The sequence below is a fragment of the Rhodanobacter sp. IGA1.0 genome (assembly GCF_040208325.1).
Lineage (GTDB): Bacteria > Pseudomonadota > Gammaproteobacteria > Xanthomonadales > Rhodanobacteraceae > Rhodanobacter > Rhodanobacter spathiphylli.
In genome coordinates, this window is the sequence record NZ_CP157948.1 from 2,626,531 (window position 1) to 2,644,495 (window position 17,965).

The 17,965-nt window shown below is 64.9% G+C and carries 13 protein-coding genes and 1 tRNA gene; 4 read left to right on the forward strand and 10 right to left on the reverse strand.

Going from position 1 to position 17,965, the window contains the following annotated elements:
• Positions 1-110: 110 nt before the first annotated feature.
• The 10 genes from tssH to uvrB all read right to left on the reverse strand — a co-directional run bounded on the left by tssH (position 111) and on the right by uvrB (position 13,361).
• A complete protein-coding gene (tssH, locus tag ABNK63_RS11940) occupies positions 111-2,855 on the reverse strand; it encodes a type VI secretion system ATPase TssH (protein ID WP_350015748.1) in 2,745 nt (914 codons plus the stop codon).
• A 118-nt stretch (positions 2,856-2,973) separates the two neighbouring features.
• Complete coding sequence (gene tssG, locus ABNK63_RS11945) at positions 2,974-3,996, reverse strand: type VI secretion system baseplate subunit TssG (RefSeq protein ID WP_007807843.1); 1,023 nt, start codon at positions 3,994-3,996, stop codon at positions 2,974-2,976.
• A complete protein-coding gene (tssF, locus tag ABNK63_RS11950) occupies positions 3,960-5,843 on the reverse strand; it encodes a type VI secretion system baseplate subunit TssF (RefSeq protein WP_350015749.1) in 1,884 nt (627 codons plus the stop codon). The genes tssG and tssF overlap by 37 nt, the downstream gene beginning before the upstream one ends.
• Positions 5,844-5,849: 6 nt before the next feature.
• Complete coding sequence (gene tssE / locus ABNK63_RS11955; protein WP_007807840.1) at positions 5,850-6,353, reverse strand: type VI secretion system baseplate subunit TssE; 504 nt, start codon at positions 6,351-6,353, stop codon at positions 5,850-5,852.
• Positions 6,354-6,369: 16 nt separating this feature from the next.
• Complete coding sequence (locus ABNK63_RS11960; RefSeq protein WP_007807838.1) at positions 6,370-7,161, reverse strand: type VI secretion system accessory protein TagJ; 792 nt, start codon at positions 7,159-7,161, stop codon at positions 6,370-6,372.
• A 201-nt stretch (positions 7,162-7,362) separates the two neighbouring features.
• Positions 7,363-7,851, reverse strand: a complete 489-nt coding sequence (locus ABNK63_RS11965; RefSeq protein WP_040673222.1) for a type VI secretion system tube protein Hcp — start codon at positions 7,849-7,851, stop codon at positions 7,363-7,365.
• A gap of 115 nt (positions 7,852-7,966) precedes the next feature.
• Positions 7,967-9,460, reverse strand: coding sequence for a type VI secretion system contractile sheath large subunit (gene tssC, locus ABNK63_RS11970; RefSeq protein ID WP_007807833.1), 1,494 nt, complete (start codon positions 9,458-9,460; stop codon positions 7,967-7,969).
• 6 nt (positions 9,461-9,466) lie between these two features.
• The gene (tssB, locus tag ABNK63_RS11975; RefSeq protein ID WP_007807831.1) at positions 9,467-9,988 is read right to left on the reverse strand and encodes a type VI secretion system contractile sheath small subunit; all 522 of its coding nucleotides are present in this window, start codon (positions 9,986-9,988) and stop codon (positions 9,467-9,469) included.
• 1,185 nt (positions 9,989-11,173) lie between these two features.
• Positions 11,174-11,248 (reverse strand) — tRNA-Val (locus tag ABNK63_RS11980).
• A gap of 88 nt (positions 11,249-11,336) precedes the next feature.
• Positions 11,337-13,361, reverse strand: a complete 2,025-nt coding sequence (gene uvrB, locus ABNK63_RS11985; protein ID WP_007807829.1) for an excinuclease ABC subunit UvrB — start codon at positions 13,359-13,361, stop codon at positions 11,337-11,339.
• A 218-nt stretch (positions 13,362-13,579) separates the two neighbouring features.
• On the opposite strand from uvrB, the gene ABNK63_RS11990 reads away from it, so the two are divergent.
• The 4 genes from ABNK63_RS11990 to ABNK63_RS12005 all read left to right on the forward strand — a co-directional run bounded on the left by ABNK63_RS11990 (position 13,580) and on the right by ABNK63_RS12005 (position 17,954).
• On the forward strand, positions 13,580-14,074 hold the full coding sequence (locus ABNK63_RS11990) for a GspH/FimT family pseudopilin (RefSeq protein ID WP_350015750.1): 495 nt from the start codon (positions 13,580-13,582) through the stop codon (positions 14,072-14,074).
• A gap of 105 nt (positions 14,075-14,179) precedes the next feature.
• Entirely contained in the window at positions 14,180-14,941 is a 762-nt protein-coding gene (locus tag ABNK63_RS11995) for a glucose 1-dehydrogenase (RefSeq protein ID WP_007807827.1), read from the forward strand.
• A gap of 27 nt (positions 14,942-14,968) precedes the next feature.
• A complete protein-coding gene (locus ABNK63_RS12000) occupies positions 14,969-15,406 on the forward strand; it encodes a universal stress protein (protein ID WP_007807826.1) in 438 nt (145 codons plus the stop codon).
• Between the two features lie 22 nt (positions 15,407-15,428).
• The gene (locus tag ABNK63_RS12005; RefSeq protein WP_350015751.1) at positions 15,429-17,954 is read left to right on the forward strand and encodes a cation-translocating P-type ATPase; all 2,526 of its coding nucleotides are present in this window, start codon (positions 15,429-15,431) and stop codon (positions 17,952-17,954) included.
• The last annotated feature ends 11 nt before the right edge of the window (positions 17,955-17,965 follow it).

Consider the following 17,965-nt stretch of genomic DNA (forward strand, 5'->3'; position numbering starts at 1 on the left):
GCTGCCCCGATGTGAGAGGGAGCGCGTCGCTGCGAAGACGTGCGGTCGACCTGCAGCGACTTCGCGCTTCGTCCTTTCAGGCAGGCCATCGCCTGCCGCTTGTTCAACGGTCACCCGAAGGCGTACGCAAACTCCCCGTCCTTCACTTCCACCAGCACCTTCGCCACCTCCTCCCCAGCAATCATCCTGGTGAGGAACGCGCGCGAAATGTCCGGCAGCATCGAGTTGGTCAGGATGGCGTCGATCATGCGTCCGCCCGATTCGGTCTCGGTGCAGCGTTCGACCACCAGCTTCACCACGTCGTCGCTGTATTCGAACGGGATCTTGTAGCGGGCCTCGACGCGCTTCTTGATGCGGTTGATCTGCAGCTTGACGATCTTGCCCAGCATTTCGGGGCTGAGCGGGTAGTACGGAATCGTCACCAGACGGCCCAGCAGCGCGGGCGGGAAGATCTTCAGCAGCGGCTCGCGCAATGCCTTGGCCATGCCCTCGTGATCGGGCATCAGCTCGGGGTCCTTGCACAGGCCGGCAATCATCTCGGTGCCGGCGTTGGTGGTCAGCAGGATCAGGGTGTTCTTGAAGTCGATCGAGCGGCCTTCGCCGTCTTCCATCACGCCCTTGTCGAAGACCTGGAAGAAGATCTCGTGGACGTCGGGGTGGGCCTTCTCCACTTCGTCCAGCAGCACCACCGAATACGGCTTGCGCCGCACCGCTTCGGTAAGCACGCCGCCTTCGCCGTAGCCGACATAGCCGGGGGGCGCCCCCTTGAGGGTCGAGACGGTGTGCGCTTCCTGGAACTCGCTCATGTTGATGGTGATGATGTTCTGCTCGCCGCCGTACAGTGCCTCAGCCAGGGCGAGCGCAGTCTCGGTCTTGCCGACGCCGGAAGTGCCGGCCAGCATGAACACGCCGATCGGCTTGTTCGGATCGACCAGCCCGGCACGCGAGGTCTGGATGCGCTTGGCGATCATCTCCATCGCGTGATCCTGGCCGATGACGCGGGCACCCATCAGGTTGGCCAGGTTCATCACGGTCTCGAGTTCGCTCTTGACCATCCGACCGACCGGAATGCCGGTCCAGTCCGACACCACCGAACCCACGGCCTGCTGATCGACCGAGGCCAGGATCAGCGGATGTTCGCCCTGCAGTTCGGCCAGTTCGCCCTGCAGGTCCTGCAGTTCCTTCAGCGCGGCCGCACGGTCGTCACCGGCAAGGGCGGACTCGCCAGCGGGCGCTTCCTTGGCGTCGGCCACCTGGTTGGCCGACTGTTCCAGCGCACTGCCGGTGCCTTCGACCGGCGCGGAAGAACCGCGCAGCTTCGCACGGATGTCGAGGATCCTGTCGACCAGATCCTTCTCCTTGACCCAGTTCGCCTCCAGCGTTTCCAGCCGCGCCTTCTGCGTCGCCAGTTTCTCGTTGGCGCTGTCCTCGCGGGCGGTCACGTTCACGCCCACGTTCTTCTCGCGAGCGATGATGCCCAGCTCGGTTTCCAGCGCCTGGATGCGCTTGCGGGTGTCGTCCACCTCGGCCGGCACCGCATGCTGGCTGATCGCCACACGGGCGCACGCAGTGTCGAGCAGGCTGACCGATTTGTCCGGCAACTGGCGCGCGGGTATGTAGCGGTGCGACAGCTTCACCGCCGCTTCCAGCGCCTCGTCGAGGATCTGTACCTTGTGGTGCTTCTCCATCACGCTGGCGACGCCCCGCATCATCAGGATCGCCTTCTCCTCGCTGGGCTCGTCGATCTGCACGGTCTGGAAGCGACGGGTCAGCGCCGGGTCCTTCTCGATGTGCTTCTTGTATTCGGCCCAGGTGGTGGCGCCGATGGTGCGCAGGTTGCCGCGCGCCAGCGCCGGCTTGAGCAGGTTCGCCGCGTCGCCGGTGCCGGCCGCGCCGCCGGCGCCGACCAGGGTGTGCGCTTCGTCGATGAACAAAATGATGGGCTTGGTCGAGGACTGCACTTCCTCGATCACCTGCTTCAGGCGATTCTCGAACTCGCCCTTCATGCTGGCGCCGGCCTGCAGCAGACCCACGTCGAGCACGCGCAACTGCACGTCCTTCAGCGGCGGCGGCACGTCGCCGATGGCGATGCGCATGGCGAAGCCCTCGATCACCGCCGTCTTGCCCACACCGGCCTCGCCGACCAGCATCGGGTTGTTCTGGCGACGGCGCATCAGGATGTCGACCAGTTGGCGGATCTCGTCGTCACGACCGACGATCGGGTCCATCTTGCCGTCGCGCGCCTGCGCGGTGAGATCGATGGTGAACTGCGCAAGCGCTTCCTGTTTGCCCATCTGCGCCGGCGACATCGCGCCGCTCGCTTCACCCGGCGCCGAGCCCCCACCCATCCTGAAACCGTCGTTGGCGCTCAAGCCGTCTTCGGGTGAACCGCCGACGACCTCGGCGAACTTCTCGACCAGGGCCTCGGGCTTGATCTTGTCGAATTCGGCCGAGATGTTCACCAGGGCATTGCGCAGGTTGCGCGTGCGCATGCAGCCGACGATCAGGTAGCCGGTGCGGACCTGCGCCTCGCCGAACATCAGGGTGGCGAACACCCAGGCGCGCTCGACTGCTTCCTCGACATTGCTCGACAGGTCGGAAATGGACGATGAACCGCGTGGCAGTCGATCCAGCGCATCGGTAATGTCACGCGCCAGGTTCGACGGATTGAGGTTGAACTGCTTGACGATGCGATGCAGGTCCGAATCCTGCAATTGCAGGATCTGGTGAATCCAGTGCACCAGTTCCACGTAGGGATTGCCCCGCAGTTTGCAGAACACGGTAGCGCTTTCGATGCCGCGAAAAGCAAGCTTGTTGAGCTTTCCGAACAGGGCGCCGCGACTGATTTCGGCCATGATCATCGTTCCTTTGCAGTAGTTGTCGTTCAGCGAACTTCTTGCGATGTCGAACTGGTATCTGCGCGCGCCGTTCAGGCGGCGCGATCGTGCAACGAGCTGCCTTCGCCCTGTCTGGTCAGCCCACCGGCTTCAGGACGACCTGATCGGCGTCATCGTCCCGGTACACCTGCCCCATCCATGTCGTCAGCCCCATGCGGCCACCCTGCCCCAACCGGGTGGCAGGCACCTCGTCCCTTTTGAGGACCAGTTGCACATCCCAGGCCTTTTCTTCACCGACATAGGTCTTCACCGCGGCCACGAGCTGTTTCAGCGCCTCGCCCCCCGGCAGGAAATTGTTGAACTCGGCTCGGCTCAGCGGCCCCAACCGCAGGCGGAACCGCTGCTGACTGCCCCATACGTACTGGCCAGTGACCGTGGTCAGTCCCAGCGCCGCCACCTCGCCGGAGGCACCAAGGCGCAGGTGGGACTCCGGTGGCAGACGCATCCACTCGGCGACAAACTCGACAATCCCCACCGGGATGCGGAAGAAACGTTCGAGCAGGCCCTTCAACCCTTCGGCATTGCGTGCCTGCTGCAGCAACCGCCCGGCGAAGAAGCGCTTGAACTGGTCCGGCAGCGCGTCGCGCCCCTCGAGATTGGGCGTGGCCAGGCCGACCAGGGCGCCCATGTACAGGCGGAACCGGTCTTCATCCGGTCGATCCAGATGCACGGTGGGCTGCGAGTCGGCCCAGGTGCGATAGAACAGGCTCATCATCCGGTGATGGAAGATGTCCGCGAACGCGGAGAATGTGCGATCCCGCGAGTTCAGCTCGCGGTCCATCGCATATTCGGTCAGATGCAGCGGCAACGGCGCATTCGGGCCGAACAGGCCGAAAAAGAGGCCATGCATGCGCGCCGGCCGGCCACCGCCACCCGGCTGGTAGCGATCAACTGTCCTGGGCGCAAACGCCAGCGACGGCGTCTGGCACAGACGCACGAAGTCCTCGGCAGCCTTGGCGGAATGTCCAAGTCTCGGCCGTTCGGGATGGGCACACTCAAGCCGCCGGATCGCTTCGAAAAACTCGAAGTCCTCCGGACGATCGCGCAGCGCGTTCTCCAGCGCTACAACGTCTGCCGTGTTCCGAGCCGAGCCGGCCATCGAGCGACCTCATTGCGTTCCAAAGTACGCAGGACTGTTTCAGTGAAGGAATTGATGGACACGTAGCGCGCAAAGAACTGCTGCATCACCGCGCCCAGGAGGAAGGCGCCGGTGCCCTCGAAGGCGCCGTCGTCACAGGTAAGCGTGATCTCCAGGCCACGGCCGAAAGTGATCGGACCCGGTACCGGAATGCGCCGCACGATGGGCTGCGAACTCACGGCCTTCACACCTTCGACCTGCCGCAGCGCACTGGAGTCGAACTCGTCGCAGTAGAGCGTCAGCATCTCGCGCAAGGCCGAGGCGCCTTCGCCGGCGTTGTTCTCCAGCAGCGATACGTAATTCAGCTGAAGGTGGCTGAGCAGCCGCCACGCCGTTTCGCCCGTGGCCACCGGCGCTCGTGGCTTGGTGGGGCCGGCAACACAACGGATGGATTCGACAGGCGCACCGGTCTCCAGCGTGAAGTCGGTCTTGGACTTGCCCACCGGCATCTGCAGCGGCAGATCGCGGTTGGTGCACATCAGCTGCATGCCGATCTGGCGCAGCTCGGTCGAGTACGGCGCCTCGCTGGAGTCGACCAGCGCGATGAACATCTCGTTGCCGATGTAGCTGGAACGCGCACCCTGGCGCTTCTGCCGCGAGGACACCAGCCGCGGCTCGCGGCGTATCGTGTAATAGGCCGAATGCTGGCTGTGCCAGGTGCGTTCGTCGCAACCATAGAAGGGCAGGAAGCGCTGCTCAGGTTCCTGCCGGTCGCCGAAGCCCTCGACGTTGCCGATGCTGTGGATCTCGAAATCCATCGGCCGCGTACGGTCGGCCAGGATGTGGTACTCGCTCTTGCCCTGCTGCAGATGGATGCGGTCGGCCCGGCGGGGAAACAGGTTGATCGCGGGCGTGCAGAACAGACGGAAGTTGTTCAGGTCGATCGCGTTGTGCAGGCTTGCCACGCTGCGGTCGAACAGCACGACGATCTCGAACTCGTTGCCCCTGGAGCGGCTCAGCAACGACTTCAGCCCGGTGAATTCGGCGAACAGGAAGCGCTCGGGACAGGCAAAATATTCCTGCAGCAGCCGGTAGCCGCTGAAGGATCGGCCACTGTACGGAATGAGCGCCTCGTCATCGTCGAAACCACGCCGATGGATGGCGCTGGCGTCATGTGTCTGGCTGATCTCGCCACTGGCCCCCATGGCTCGCACCATGTAACAGACCGCATTGCCAAGCAGTTGCTCGTAGAGACGCTTGGGCAACTCGTCGGCGCCGGCGATGAATACCGGCAGTTTGTCCAGCGCCAACATGTTGGCCTGGGCGCCGGCCGTGACGCGAAGCTTGAGCCGAAGGCCGGCACGCACCGTCTTGCCTGCGGGCAGGGCCACGCCCGCCGCGGCGATGGCCGCCGGCGTCTCGAAATACTTCGCCTCGATCAGTTCCAGCGGCCACAGGGTGACGTCGTGCGCAGTGCGATACTCGCACGTCGTGCGGTCATCCTTGCCGGCAAGGCTGCGCAGCGCGGTGTGCCGCGCCACCGTATGACCGGCGAGCAAGCCGCTTTCTTTCAGATCCGGCTGCATCTGGACCACGGCCATGGACGGCACGGGCGCCAGGTAATGCGGGTAGATCATTTCCAGCAGATGCTGGGTGAACACCGGGTATTGCGCGTCCAGCTTGAGCTGCACGCGCGCGGCGAGGAAGGCGAAACCCTCGAGCAGACGCTCCACATATGGGTCGGCGCACTCGAAGCCTTCCAGGCCAAGGCGTCCGGCAATCTTCGGGTATTCGCGCGCAAACTCGCCGCCCATCTCGCGGACGTGTTGCAGTTCCCGGTTGTAGTACCGCAGCAGTCGTGGGTCCATGGTCAATCAGCCGAAGCCTTCCGTTACCTTGAAGTTGCCCGTCTCCAGATCGACTTCCGTCTTCAGGTAGAGATTCAGCGGGATCGGCTGCGCCCACATTTCCGAGTCGATATTGAAGACCAGTGCCTGCCGATCCATGCGCTTGGACATGGCCGTGGCCGTGACCCGAAGCGTGTTGGCCGTGAGCCGGGGCTCAAAGGCGAGAATCGCATCCCTGACCTGGCGCTGCAGCACGTCCGGATTGATTCCGGACAAGGCCATGCCGGTCAGGTCCGGGATGCCGAAATTGAGTACCGAGCGCGCCACCTCGGGATATTCGGACAGGTCGTTGTCGGCATCCATGCTCACGCAGTTCAGCAGCCACGACATGTCCCGCGTGACGCAGTCACGCAGCCGCGTGGCCGAAATGACCCGCTTCTCGCGGCTCTCTTCCAGCTTGCCCGGTTCGTCGTCGGTAAGGCGATCGAGCAGCGATGGCTGAAGTCGTTCCTGGGTGGTCAATTCAGCCATGGCAATGCATCCCGGCTCAGGCGGCGCCGAACGCGATCAAGCGCGCGTCGAAGAGCGAATACTCTGCTGCATCGGTAGCCAGCATGCGCTGGCCCAGGCCCACGTGCAGTCCTTCGCCCTGCTCGATCCAGTCGGTTCGGCGGCCGAGCACGAGGTCAGGATCCCCGGTGAGCTCGCTGCCCGCATAGCGCCCCGGAATGAAGCCGATCGCCTTTCCGCCATTGCTCCAGGTGACCTGGGTCGGCACCCAGATCTTGTCGCGCAGGTCGCTTGGCGCCTCGAACTTCAGCTCGCTCAGGCGCGAGAACGGCACCCAGGAATAGCCACCGTTGACGATGATCTCCAGACAGGGACCGATGCGCGGGTCCGCGTCGGCGATCCATTCGAACGCATTTCCATCAATGTTTCCGGCCACTGCCGGCGCCTGCTCGAAAGCCTGTTCACGCAGGGCGGCGGCCTGCTCATGCTGTCCTTCGGCGCCCAGCTTGAGCGCCTGGAGCAGCAGCGCCAGCCATTGCTCCGGTTCTCCGATGATCACCGGCATGCGCTTGCCGGCAAAGACCTCGGCGCGCACCAGCTCGCCGCGCAGTGCCTCGGAGTACGCGCCCACCATCATGGCGTTGAGCGGATCGAGCTCACCGCAGACGTTCAACTGGTTCTGTGCCCGCTCCCATTGTCCGAGCAGGGCCAGCAACTGGAATAAAAAAACCCGGCGCTTGGCGTCTGCCGGGTTGTTGCGTACTTCTGCAGTGAGCAGTTGCAGTGCCTCGTCAGGCCGACCATCTTTGAGCTTGCTCTCGGGCGTCATGTCATTCTCGGAAGCGTATCTGTGGACATGTCCACAGACAGGCCCGTTGTCCATGCTTGGCCCCGGAGCCGCTCGCGCACGACGCCCGGAAAATCACGCGAGGCACGATCTTCGATCATGCCTGCGCGTGCATTCACGGGACGACCAGAACGAAGGCCCCGGGGTTCAACCCCGGCTGGAAGCCGGGGAGCACCGCGCGGTTTAAGCGACTTCTTCGACGCTGTACGCGACCGTACCGGCTTCGCTGACCTTGCCCTTGTCGTCCTGGGTGGAATAGGCGACTTCGAACTTGGCAAACGCGAGCGAGATGTTCTCGGTCAGCATGTCCTCACCACCCGAGCCACCGGTGCTGTAGCTGGTGACCATCACGCTGGTGAGCGTGACTTTCAGGTAGTCATCCTGCGTGCCGCCGGCCTTGGACACATAAAGGATCGCCGAATCGGAATGGGCGCCGGTGGTCAGGGCCTTCATGAACTGCGTCGAGCTCTTGTCCACATACTTCGTGATGCTGATGTCCTGGACGTTGGCCTTGCCGGCGCCGCCGCCGCTGCCATGGCCGAACGAGCCACTCTGCGACATGCCCCACGACCAGGCCAGGAGCTGAATCTTGCCAGCGTGCTTCTTGTGCTTCGACTCACCGGTAAAGGTGACCGAACCGCCCTTCAACTCCAGATGCATGTCTAATGCCATGAGAATTCTCCTTGTCAGTTTTGGTCAATTGAACCGGATTGGCCTTCTACTCTTCACCAACGATCCGGCGATGTTGCGTGCAACCACTTCATGAAACGAACATCTGGCAGGAGCGTCAGCTCTTTGCCGCAGACGGCAGGCGGGAAACCAGCCGCAAGGACACCGTCAAACCCTCCAGCTGGTAATGCGGCTTGAGGAAGAACTTCGAGGTGTAGAAACCCGGTGCGCCCTCCACTTCTTCCACGATGACTTCCGCCGCGGACAGAGGCTTGCGCGCCTTGGTTTCCTCGCTGGAGTTGGCCGGGTCACCGTCGACGTACTGGCCGATCCAGGACCCCAGCCACCGCTCCATCGCATCACGATCCTTGAACGAGCCGATCTTGTCCCGGACGATGCACTTCAGGTAATGCGCGAAGCGGCAGCAGGCGAACATGTACGGCAGACGTGCGCCGAGGGCCGCGTTCGCGGTCGCGTCCGGATCGTCGTACTCGTCCGGCTTGGCCAGCGACTGCGCGCTGATGAATGCCGCCATGTCCGAGTTCTTCCGGTGAACCAGCGGCATCATGCCCATCTTGTCCAGCTCGGCCGAACGACGGTCGGTGATGGCGATTTCGGTCGGGCACTTCATGTCCACGCCACCGTCGTCGGTGGGGAACGTGTGCGCCGGCAGACCTTCCACCGCACCACCGGACTCGATGCCGCGGATACGCGAGCACCAGCCGTATTCCTTGAACGAACGGTTGATGTTCACCGCCATCGAGTAGGCCGCGTTCTGCCAGGTGTACTTGGAAGAGTCGGCGCCACTGGTGTCCTCTTCGAAATTGAACTCCTCGACCGGATCGGTCTTGGAGCCATACGGGAGGCGCGCGAGCGTGCGCGGCATGGTCAGACCGATGTACTTGGCGTCATCCGACTCACGCAGCGAACGCCATGCGGCGTAGTCCGGAGTGGAAAACACCTTGGCCAGATCACGCGGATTGGCCAACTCGTTCCAGCTGTCCATGCCCATCAGCGTGGATGCCGCTGCGGAAATGAACGGTGCATGCGCCGCCGCCGCGACCTGTGCGATACCGCTCAGCAGCTCGACGTCGGGCGGGCTGTGGTCGAAATAGTAGTCACCCACCAGGCAGCCGTAGGGTTCACCACCGAGCTGGCCGTACTCTTCCTCGTACATCTTCTTGAAGATCGGGCTCTGATCCCAGGCCGTGCCCTTGTAGCGCTTCAGGGTCTTGGCCAGATCCTTCTTGGAGATGTTCAACACGCGGATCTTCAGCTGCTGATCCGTTTCGGTGTTGTTGACCAGGTGATGCAGGCCGCGCCACGCGCTCTCCAGCTTCTGGAAATCGGCGTGGTGCATGATCAGGTTGATCTGCTCGCTGAGCTTGCGGTCAATCTCGGCGATGTAGGCGTTGATGGTCTGCGCAACGTCGTCCGAAACGATGTCGGAACGGCTCAACACCTGTTCGGCCAGGGTGCGAACAGCCGATTCCACTTCTTCCTTGGCGCGGTCGCTCTTGGGCTTGAATTCCTTGTTCAGCAGCGCAGCAAAATCGCCGGCGTCCAGAGTCTCGGTGGCGCCACCCTGTTCGGCTAGTTTCTCGGTTGCCATGCGTGCTTACTCCCCGTCTTTGTTGTTGTCGTCGGACGGCTTCGGCGCTGAAGCCAGCGACTGCAGCAGCGCCGGGTCCTTCAGTGCCTGGGCGATCAGATTCTCCGCGCCGGCCTTGCCGTCCATGTAGGTGTCGAGGTTGGCAAGCTGGGTACGCGCTTCGAGCAACTTGGCTACGGCGCCCACCTTGCGGGCCACCGCCGCCGGCGAAAAGTCGTCCATGCTCTCGAACGTGATGTCGACCGCGAGATTGCCTTCGCCGGTCAGCGTGTTGGGAACGGCAAACGTCACCCGGGGCTTCATCGACTGCAACCGGTTGTCGAAGTTGTCGACATCGATCTCCAGCGCCTTGCGATCCTCGATCGAGGGCAGTTCGCCAGCGTTGGCACCGGAGAGATCCGACATCACGCCCATCACGAACGGAACCTGGACCTTCTTCTGCGCGCCGTAGACCTCGACGTCGTATTCGATCTGCACGCGCGGCGCACGGTTGCGCGCGATGAACTTCTGACTGCTTTGCTTGGCCATGCCTTGTCTCCCGGTAAATGCTCTTGCAGTTCGAACGGAACGATCAATTCGGTGCGGCACCAATGTGCGCCTGCCGCAAAAAACCCTATATCGGTGGGCCGACGTTCCTGCATCGCGAGATGACCGCGACGGAGAACTGCCGGGATTTGCATTGATGCCCCTCATTGCCGCTGCCCGACACCCCGAAAGCTGGTAGCGCACATGCGCTGCACAGCCGGGCCGGTTCGATCAGCCGGACATTGCATCAATTGGAATTGCGCAATTTCGAAACACTGCAAACCGCAGGCTCCGGCGCCCATGGGGCGCACAGCGGGGATCGCGGCACTGCCTCCGGATCAGACCCGATATCACCAGATGGTTCGCAAGCGTGATCGTCCACCCCCTTCATTCCATGCGTCGGACAGGCTCGACGGGGCTCCTTGCCTGCCCCGCCCTGGATCTTTCCACCTCATGGCAAGGCCCGCCTCATCCGGACGAACGCGCCAGCTGCCGAATCGCAGCAATGAAGTGTCTTGCAGCCCCCGTACAACCATCGTCACCGAAATGCTGCACTGGTCAGCACAGTCCGTGATACCCGGAGGCCCCTGAATCTGCTATCGCGGAACGGCAGGTTTCTGCGCTCCGCTTCCATCCTGAACCAGACTGGTTCGCCGGATAACGTACATCCGCAATCGCCTGTCTGCAAGCTGAATTTGAGCCCGTCGACGGTTATGACAACAAACTAACAACCGGCCCATGCCGGGCGATCGCCGCGACACGACAATTGCTGTTGCATCGTGTGTTTGAGAAGCATCGCAGGACGCAAGATTCTGTAGGTCTTTGCCCCGTCCCGGTGATCGAGGCACGGGGACGGGAGCCGGCCAGCCCGGGTCAAACGCGGCGCGGCCGGCCGTCCGGTTCACCGAACTGCCCATTGCGGGAAAATCGGTGGCTCGGCCAGTTCGACGTCGGGGTACCATGGCTGCCAACTCCTGTTTCAGCCGTGCATCGGCACCACCGTTCGGGAGGTGATCCGCAGCGAATTCCGCATCGGGCCGAATCCGTAATTCCGACGCCGCCGCCCGCGGCTTCCGGCGGTACCCGCTCGCTTCGTCCGCCATTCCGCGAATGGCCGGAATGCCGGTTCCGAGGCCGCAAAACAGAAGCGGCGCGACCCTGGGGATCGCGCCGCTTCTGAATTTCAATTGGTGGGCGGTACAAGGATCGAACTTGTGACCCCTACCATGTCAAGGTAGTGCTCTACCGCTGAGCTAACCGCCCGTATCGCGCCTGACTGACGACGCGAGCCGCGCAGTATACGGGAGCCGAAGGCGATCGACAATATCCCGCCGGCGACGGGTTTCCCGGCTCAACGCAGCGACTGCTCGCGCAATTGATGGATCTGGTCGCGCAAACGGGCGGCATCCTCGAATTCCAGGTTCTGCGCGTGCTTGTACATCTGCGTCTCCAGCTTTTTCAGCAGTGCCGAAGCCTGCTGTGAGCTCATGCCTGCGTAATCGGCGGCCTGCTCCGCCACGGCGCCCTGACTGCGGGACGATGACTTGCCGCCACGGCGGTTGCCGGCATCGCTGCGCGCCCCTTCCATGATGTCGGCGATGCGCCGCACCACGGTCTTTGGCGTTATCCCGTGCGCTTCGTTGTACGCCAGCTGCTTTTCGCGACGGCGGGCGGTTTCATCCATCGCGGCCTGCATCGAGCGGGTGACGTTGTCGGCATACAGTATCGCCTTGCCCCGCACGTTGCGGGCGGCACGGCCGATGGTCTGGATCAGTGAGCCGGTGGAGCGCAGGAACCCTTCCTTGTCGGCGTCGAGTACCGCCACCAGCGACACCTCGGGCATGTCCAGGCCTTCGCGCAGCAGGTTGATCCCGACCAGCACGTCAAACTCGCCCAGCCGCAGGTCGCGGATGATCTCGCTGCGCTCGACCGTCTCGATGTCCGAGTGCAGGTAGCGCACCTTCACGTCGTGTTCGGACAGGTATTCGGTGAGATTCTCGGCCATGCGCTTGGTCAGCGTGGTGACCAGCACGCGGTCGCCCATGGCGATGCGCTTGTGCGCCTCGCTGAGCAGGTCGTCGACCTGGGTGCGCACCGGGCGCACCTCCACTTCGGGATCGACCAGGCCGGTCGGGCGCACCACCAGCTCGGTTACCGCATCGCCGGATTTCAGCAGCTCGTAGTCGCGCGGCGTGGCGGAAACATAGATCGTCCGCGGCACGCGCTCCTCCCATTCCTCGAAACGCAGCGGCCGGTTGTCCATCGCCGATGGCAGCCGGAAGCCGAACTCGACCAGGGTTTCCTTGCGCGAGCGGTCACCCTTGTACATCGCGCCCAGCTGCGGCACGGTGACGTGGGACTCGTCGACCACCAGCAGACCGTCGGCCGGCAGGTAGTCGAACAGCGTGGGCGGCGGCTCCCCCGGCGCGCGGCGAGTGAGGTGGCGCGAGTAGTTCTCGATGCCCTGGCAGTAGCCGACCTCGGCCATCATCTCCAGGTCGAAGCGGGTGCGCTGCTCCAGCCGTTGCGCCTCGACCAGCTTGTTTTCCCGGTAGAGATATTCCAGCCGATCCTTCAGCTCGAGCTTGATCGTCTCGATCGCGTTGAGCACGCTCTCGCGGGTGCTGGCGTAATGGGTGCGGGGATAGACGGTGTAGCGCTGCACCTTGCGGATCGTCTCGCCGGTCAGCGGGTCGAACAGCGCCATCTTTTCCACTTCGCCGTCGAACAGCTCGATACGCAGCGCCTCGGTTTCCGATTCGGCCGGGAACACGTCGATGATCTCGCCGCGCACGCGGTAGGTGCCGCGGCGCAGCTCCGTCTCGTTGCGGGTGTACTGCAGCTCGGTCAGCTGGTGGATCAGCTTGCGCTGGTCGATGCGTTCGCCGGTGGCCAGGATCAGGCGCAGTGACAGGTAGTCCTCCGGATTGCCCAGGCCGTAGATCGCCGACACGGTGGCCACGATGATCGAGTCGCGCCGCGACAGCAACGCCTTGGTCGCCGACAGCCGCATTTGCTCGATGTGCTCGTTGATCGAGGCATCCTTCTCGATGAAGGTGTCCGACGCCACCACGTAGGCTTCCGGCTGGTAGTAATCGTAATAGCTGACGAAGTACTCCACCGCGTTGTGCGGAAAGAATTCCCTGAACTCGCCGTACAACTGCGCCGCCAGCGTCTTGTTCGGCGCCATCACGATGGTCGGCCGCTGCACGCGTTCGATCACGTTGGCGATGGTGTAGGTCTTGCCCGAGCCGGTGACGCCGAGCAGGGTCTGCGCGGCCAAGCCGGCCTCGAAACCCTCGGCCAGGCGGGTGATGGCCTGCGGCTGGTCGCCGGCGGGCTGGTAGGGGGCGGCGAGTTGGAAACGATCAGTCATCGGCTACAGATGTGGGCGCGGTACGCCATTTTAAATCGGGCCTGCTGACAGGGAGTGTCACCAGAAGCCGACGGACCAAAGGCTGCCCGGCCACTGGAGGGGAAACACCTGCGCCATAGCATGGACGTCCGGTCCACGCAGGAGGCGACGCCGTGACAATATCCGGGAAACGCAGGCCAGGGCACGGGCAAACCGGTTTCACCCTGATCGAGCAGATAATGGTGCTCGCCATCATCGGCATCCTGGCCAGCGTGGCCACGCCTTCCCTGCATCGCATGCTCGGCCGCAACGAATTGCGGGTTGCCCAGATGGATTTCATCAGCGCCCTGCAGCGCACGCGCCAGGCGGCCGTGATGAGCGGCCGACGCGCGCTGTTCTGTCCCAGCGTGGACGGCGGCAGCTGCAGCAGTGCCATCCGCTGGGAAAGCGGCTGGCTGGTGGCGCACGACCGCAACGGCGACGATCAGCCCGATGGACATCCGCTGGATGTCGGCAACAGTCATCGCGGAAAGCTGATCATCCAGAGCAGCAACGGTCGGCACATCGTGCGATTTCACCCGGACGGCACCGCCGGTGGCAGCAACATCACCTTGCTGTTCTGCCAACCTGCGCATGCCGGCGATGCTCTCACCGTGGTGGTTTCCAATGCGGGCCGCGTCCGCGGCGCCCCGGCCAACTCCACCCAGGCCGCCACTTGCGCCCAGCTGAGATGACCCGCCTCGGCGAGGTTGACGCGGCGGCAGCATGTCCAGTTGATCCCGATCAACACCTGGCCACGCCGACAGGCACATGCTGAGTCTCCCGGAGGAGACATGGCCATGGGCAGGTTGAGCGGAAAAGTGGCGCTGGTGACTGGCGGCGCCGTGGGCATCGGCGCCGCCTGCGTGCGCCGCATGGTGGCGGCAGGCGCCCGGGTAGCCGTCGTCGACCTGCCCGACGGGCCGGGTCGGCAGCTGGTGGCGGAGCTCGGTGAAGACACCCGCTTCTTCCCTGCCGACGTCTCGTTGGAAGCCGATGTCGCGGCGGCGATCACCGCCACCGTCGCCGCGTTCGGACGGCTGGACATCCTCGTCAACAATGCCGGCATCGCCGGTCCGAACAAGCCGACGCACGAACTCACCGAGGCCGAATGGGATCGGGTGCAGGCGGTCAACGTGAAGGGCGTGTTCTTCGGTACCAAGCACGCGATCGCGCCGCTGCGCGCAGCCGGTGGTGGCAGCATCATCAACCTGTCGTCGATCTATGGCCTGGTCGGCGCGCCCGACGTGCCGCCGTACCATGCGTCCAAGGGGGCGGTCCGCCTGATGAGCAAGACCGACGCGCTGCTGTACGCCGCCGATCGCATCCGGGTGAATTCGATCCATCCCGGCTTCATCTGGACGCCGATGGTCGAGCAGCACGTCGCGTCCATGGGCGGTGACCCCGAACAACACCGTCGCGAGGTCGGCGCGCTGCATCCGCTGGGCCACATGGGCGACCCGGACGATATCGCCTGGGGCGTGGTCTATCTTGCCTCCGACGAGTCGAAGTTCGTGACCGGCAGCGAGCTGGTCATCGATGGCGGCTATACCTGCCGCTGATTACCCAGAGCATTTGAGGAGTTCCCCATGTTCAAACATATCCTGCTGCCCGTCGACGGTTCCGAACTGTCCCTGCGCGCCGTCGACACCGGCATCGAGCTGGCCGCCCGGCTGGGCGCCAGCGTGTACGCCTTCCACGTGATCGCACCGTTCCCCGCTTCCATCTACTTCGCGGAGATCATCCAGGCCAACGAGCCGACCTATACCAGCGAGGCCATCGCCAACGCCGAGAAGTACCTGGCCGACGTGAGCCAGCGCGCGCAGGCCGCCGGAGTTCCCTGCGAGAGCAGCCACGAGACCGACGCGCGGCCCTACGCGGCCATCGTCGGCGCCGCGCGCAAGCAGCAGTGCGACCTGATAGTGATGGCCTCGCACGGCTGGCGCGGCTTCGACCGGCTGCTGCTCGGCAGCGAGACGCACAAGGTCATCCTGAACGGCGACGTGCCGGTACTGGTCTGCCGTTGAGCAACGGCCGGCAGACCGCGGCATGAACGACAAGGCCGAGGCACCGGCGCGCCACGGCCTCGGCCCGGCCGAGGCGGCTCGCCGGCTGGCCGCGGACGGCCCGAACCTGCTGCCGGGCAACACGCCGCGCAGCATGTTCGCGATCGTGGGCGGCGTGCTGACCGAACCGATGTTCCTGATGCTGCTGGTCGCCGGCGGACTCTACCTGGCACTGGGCGACCGCGCCGAGGCGGCGTTCCTGCTGTCCTTCGTGTTCGTGGTGATCGGCATCACGCTGGCGCAGGAGCGCAAGACCCAGCGCGCGCTGGAATCGCTGCGCGAGCTGTCCGCGCCGCGCGCGCTGGTGATCCGCGGCGGCGAGGAAGTGCGCATTCCCGGCCGCGAAGTGGTGGTCGGCGACTTGCTGGTGCTGCACGAGGGCGACCGCGTCGCCGCGGATGCGGTGTTGCTGGACGGGCATCTCGACGTCAACGAATCGCTGCTCACCGGCGAGGCGGTGCCGGTCACCAAGCTTCCCGGCGAAGACACCGGCCAGTTGTTTGCCAGCACCGTGGCGACCAAGGGCGTGGGCGTCGCCGAGGTCCGCGCCATCGCCGGCGCCACCGCGGTCGGTCGCATCGGCCAGGCGCTGGTCGACACGGCCGAACCGGTGTCCGGCTTGCAGCGTGCATCGCGCCGGCTGATCCGCAACCTCACCATCGGCGGCCTGCTGCTGGCCACGACGTACACGCTGCTCGGCTGGCTGTGGGACAGCCACGGCCTGCTGGAGAGCGTGCTGGCCGGCATTGCGCTGACCATGGCGATCCTGCCGGAAGAGATCCCGGTGATCCTCACCGTGTTCCTCGCGCTGGGCGCATGGCGCATTTCGAAGCACAAGGTGCTGACCCGGCGGGTGCCGGCGGTGGAGGCGCTGGGCGCGATCTCGGTGCTGGCGGTGGACAAGACCGGCACGCTGACGCAGAACCGCATGCAGGTGGCCGAGCTGGACCTGATCGGCGACACCTTCCGTGACGCCGGCGCCGACGCATTGCCCGAGCCGTTCCACGCTCTGGTCGAGTTCGCCATGCTGGCCACGCCGGCCGACCCGTTCGACCCGATGGAAAAGGCGATCCAGCAGTTCGGCCTGCGCTGGCTCACCAACACCGAACACGTGCACGCCGAATGGGCGCCGGAATTCGAATACGCGCTGTCGCCGGAAATCCTGGCGATGACCCACGTGTTCCGCGGCGATGCCCGCGATGCGCACCTGCTGGCCACCAAGGGCGCGCCCGAAGCGGTGATCGACCTGTGCCACCTGGACGCGGATGCCGCTGCCGCGATCCTGCGCCAGGTCGAATCGCTGGCCGAGCGCGGCCTGCGTGTGCTCGGCGTGGCCCGCGGCGAATGGCAGGGCGAGGCGTGGCCGCGCAGCCAGCACGATTTCGACTTCCGCTTCCTCGGCCTGCTCGGCTTCGTCGACCCGCCACGCCCGGAAGTGCCGGCGGCGATCGCCGAATGCCGCAGCGCCGGCATCCGCATCATCATGATGACCGGCGACCACCCCGCCACCGCACGGGCGATTGCCCGCGAGGTGGGCTTGAGCGAGCGCGCCGAGGTGATCACCGGTGCGGAAATGGCCGCGCTGGACGACGTCGCGCTGCGTGAACGGCTGCGTCGCGTCGACCTCTGCGCGCGACTCAAGCCCGAGCAGAAACTGCGCCTGGTGCAATTGCTGCGCGAAGGCGGCGAAGTGGTGGCGATGACCGGCGACGGCGTCAACGACGCGCCCGCGCTGAAGGCCGCCGACGTCGGCATCGCGATGGGCGAGCGCGGCACCGACGTGGCGCGCGAGGCCGCCGCGCTGGTGCTGCTGGACGACAGCTTCGCCAGCATCGTCAGCGCGATCCGCCAGGGCCGGCGCATCTACGACAACATCACCAAGGCCACCCGCTTCGTGTTCGCGGTGCACATGCCGATCATCGCGCTGGCGCTGGTGCCCACCCTGCTGCACTGGCCGGTGCTGCTGATGCCGGTGCACATCGTGCTGCTGGAACTCCTGATCGACCCGGCCTGCTCGATCGTGTTCGAAGCCGAGCCGGCCGACGACGACATCATGCGCCGGCCACCGCGCGCAGCGTCCGACTCCCCGTTCGCCGCGGCCAACCTGCGCTTCGCCGTGATCCAGGGACTGGGCTTCGCCGGCATCCTGCTGCTCGGCTACGGACTGCTGCCCGGCCAGGGAATGGACGCCGCGCAGAGCCGCAGCGCCGTGTTCATCGCGCTGATCATGGGACTGTTCCTGCTGACGCTGGCCAACCGCGACTTGTCCCACCCCATGCTGGCCCGCCATCCGGCGAAGAACCCCTGGCTGCGGCGGATGTTCGGCGCCGTGACGGCGATGCTCGTCATCGTGATCGGCGTGCCCTTTTTCCGCGGCGTGATGGGCCTGGCCCTGCCCAACGCCCCCCTGCTGCTCGCCAGCGCCGGCATGCTGCTGGCAGCGATCGCGTGGCTGGAGTTCTTGCGCCGCGCGACACATGTGCGGCCGCGCGCGTTTGTGGCGCCTTGACCCGCGACCGC

Coding starts and splice junctions, on each gene's coding strand:
- tssE (WP_007807840.1), bottom strand. CDS start 6,353: ATGGCTGAATTGACCACCCAGGAACGACTTCAGCCATCGCTGCTCGAT.
- ABNK63_RS11990 (WP_350015750.1), top strand. CDS start 13,580: ATGGTGCTCGCCATCATCGGCATCCTGGCCAGCGTGGCCACGCCTTCC.
- ABNK63_RS11995 (WP_007807827.1), top strand. CDS start 14,180: ATGGGCAGGTTGAGCGGAAAAGTGGCGCTGGTGACTGGCGGCGCCGTG.
- tssG (WP_007807843.1), bottom strand. CDS start 3,996: ATGGCCGGCTCGGCTCGGAACACGGCAGACGTTGTAGCGCTGGAGAAC.
- ABNK63_RS12000 (WP_007807826.1), top strand. CDS start 14,969: ATGTTCAAACATATCCTGCTGCCCGTCGACGGTTCCGAACTGTCCCTG.
- ABNK63_RS11965 (WP_040673222.1), bottom strand. CDS start 7,851: ATGGCATTAGACATGCATCTGGAGTTGAAGGGCGGTTCGGTCACCTTT.
- ABNK63_RS11960 (WP_007807838.1), bottom strand. CDS start 7,161: ATGACGCCCGAGAGCAAGCTCAAAGATGGTCGGCCTGACGAGGCACTG.
- tssF (WP_350015749.1), bottom strand. CDS start 5,843: ATGGACCCACGACTGCTGCGGTACTACAACCGGGAACTGCAACACGTC.
- ABNK63_RS12005 (WP_350015751.1), top strand. CDS start 15,429: ATGAACGACAAGGCCGAGGCACCGGCGCGCCACGGCCTCGGCCCGGCC.
- tssH (WP_350015748.1), bottom strand. CDS start 2,855: ATGGCCGAAATCAGTCGCGGCGCCCTGTTCGGAAAGCTCAACAAGCTT.
- tssC (WP_007807833.1), bottom strand. CDS start 9,460: ATGGCAACCGAGAAACTAGCCGAACAGGGTGGCGCCACCGAGACTCTG.
- tssB (WP_007807831.1), bottom strand. CDS start 9,988: ATGGCCAAGCAAAGCAGTCAGAAGTTCATCGCGCGCAACCGTGCGCCG.
- uvrB (WP_007807829.1), bottom strand. CDS start 13,361: ATGACTGATCGTTTCCAACTCGCCGCCCCCTACCAGCCCGCCGGCGAC.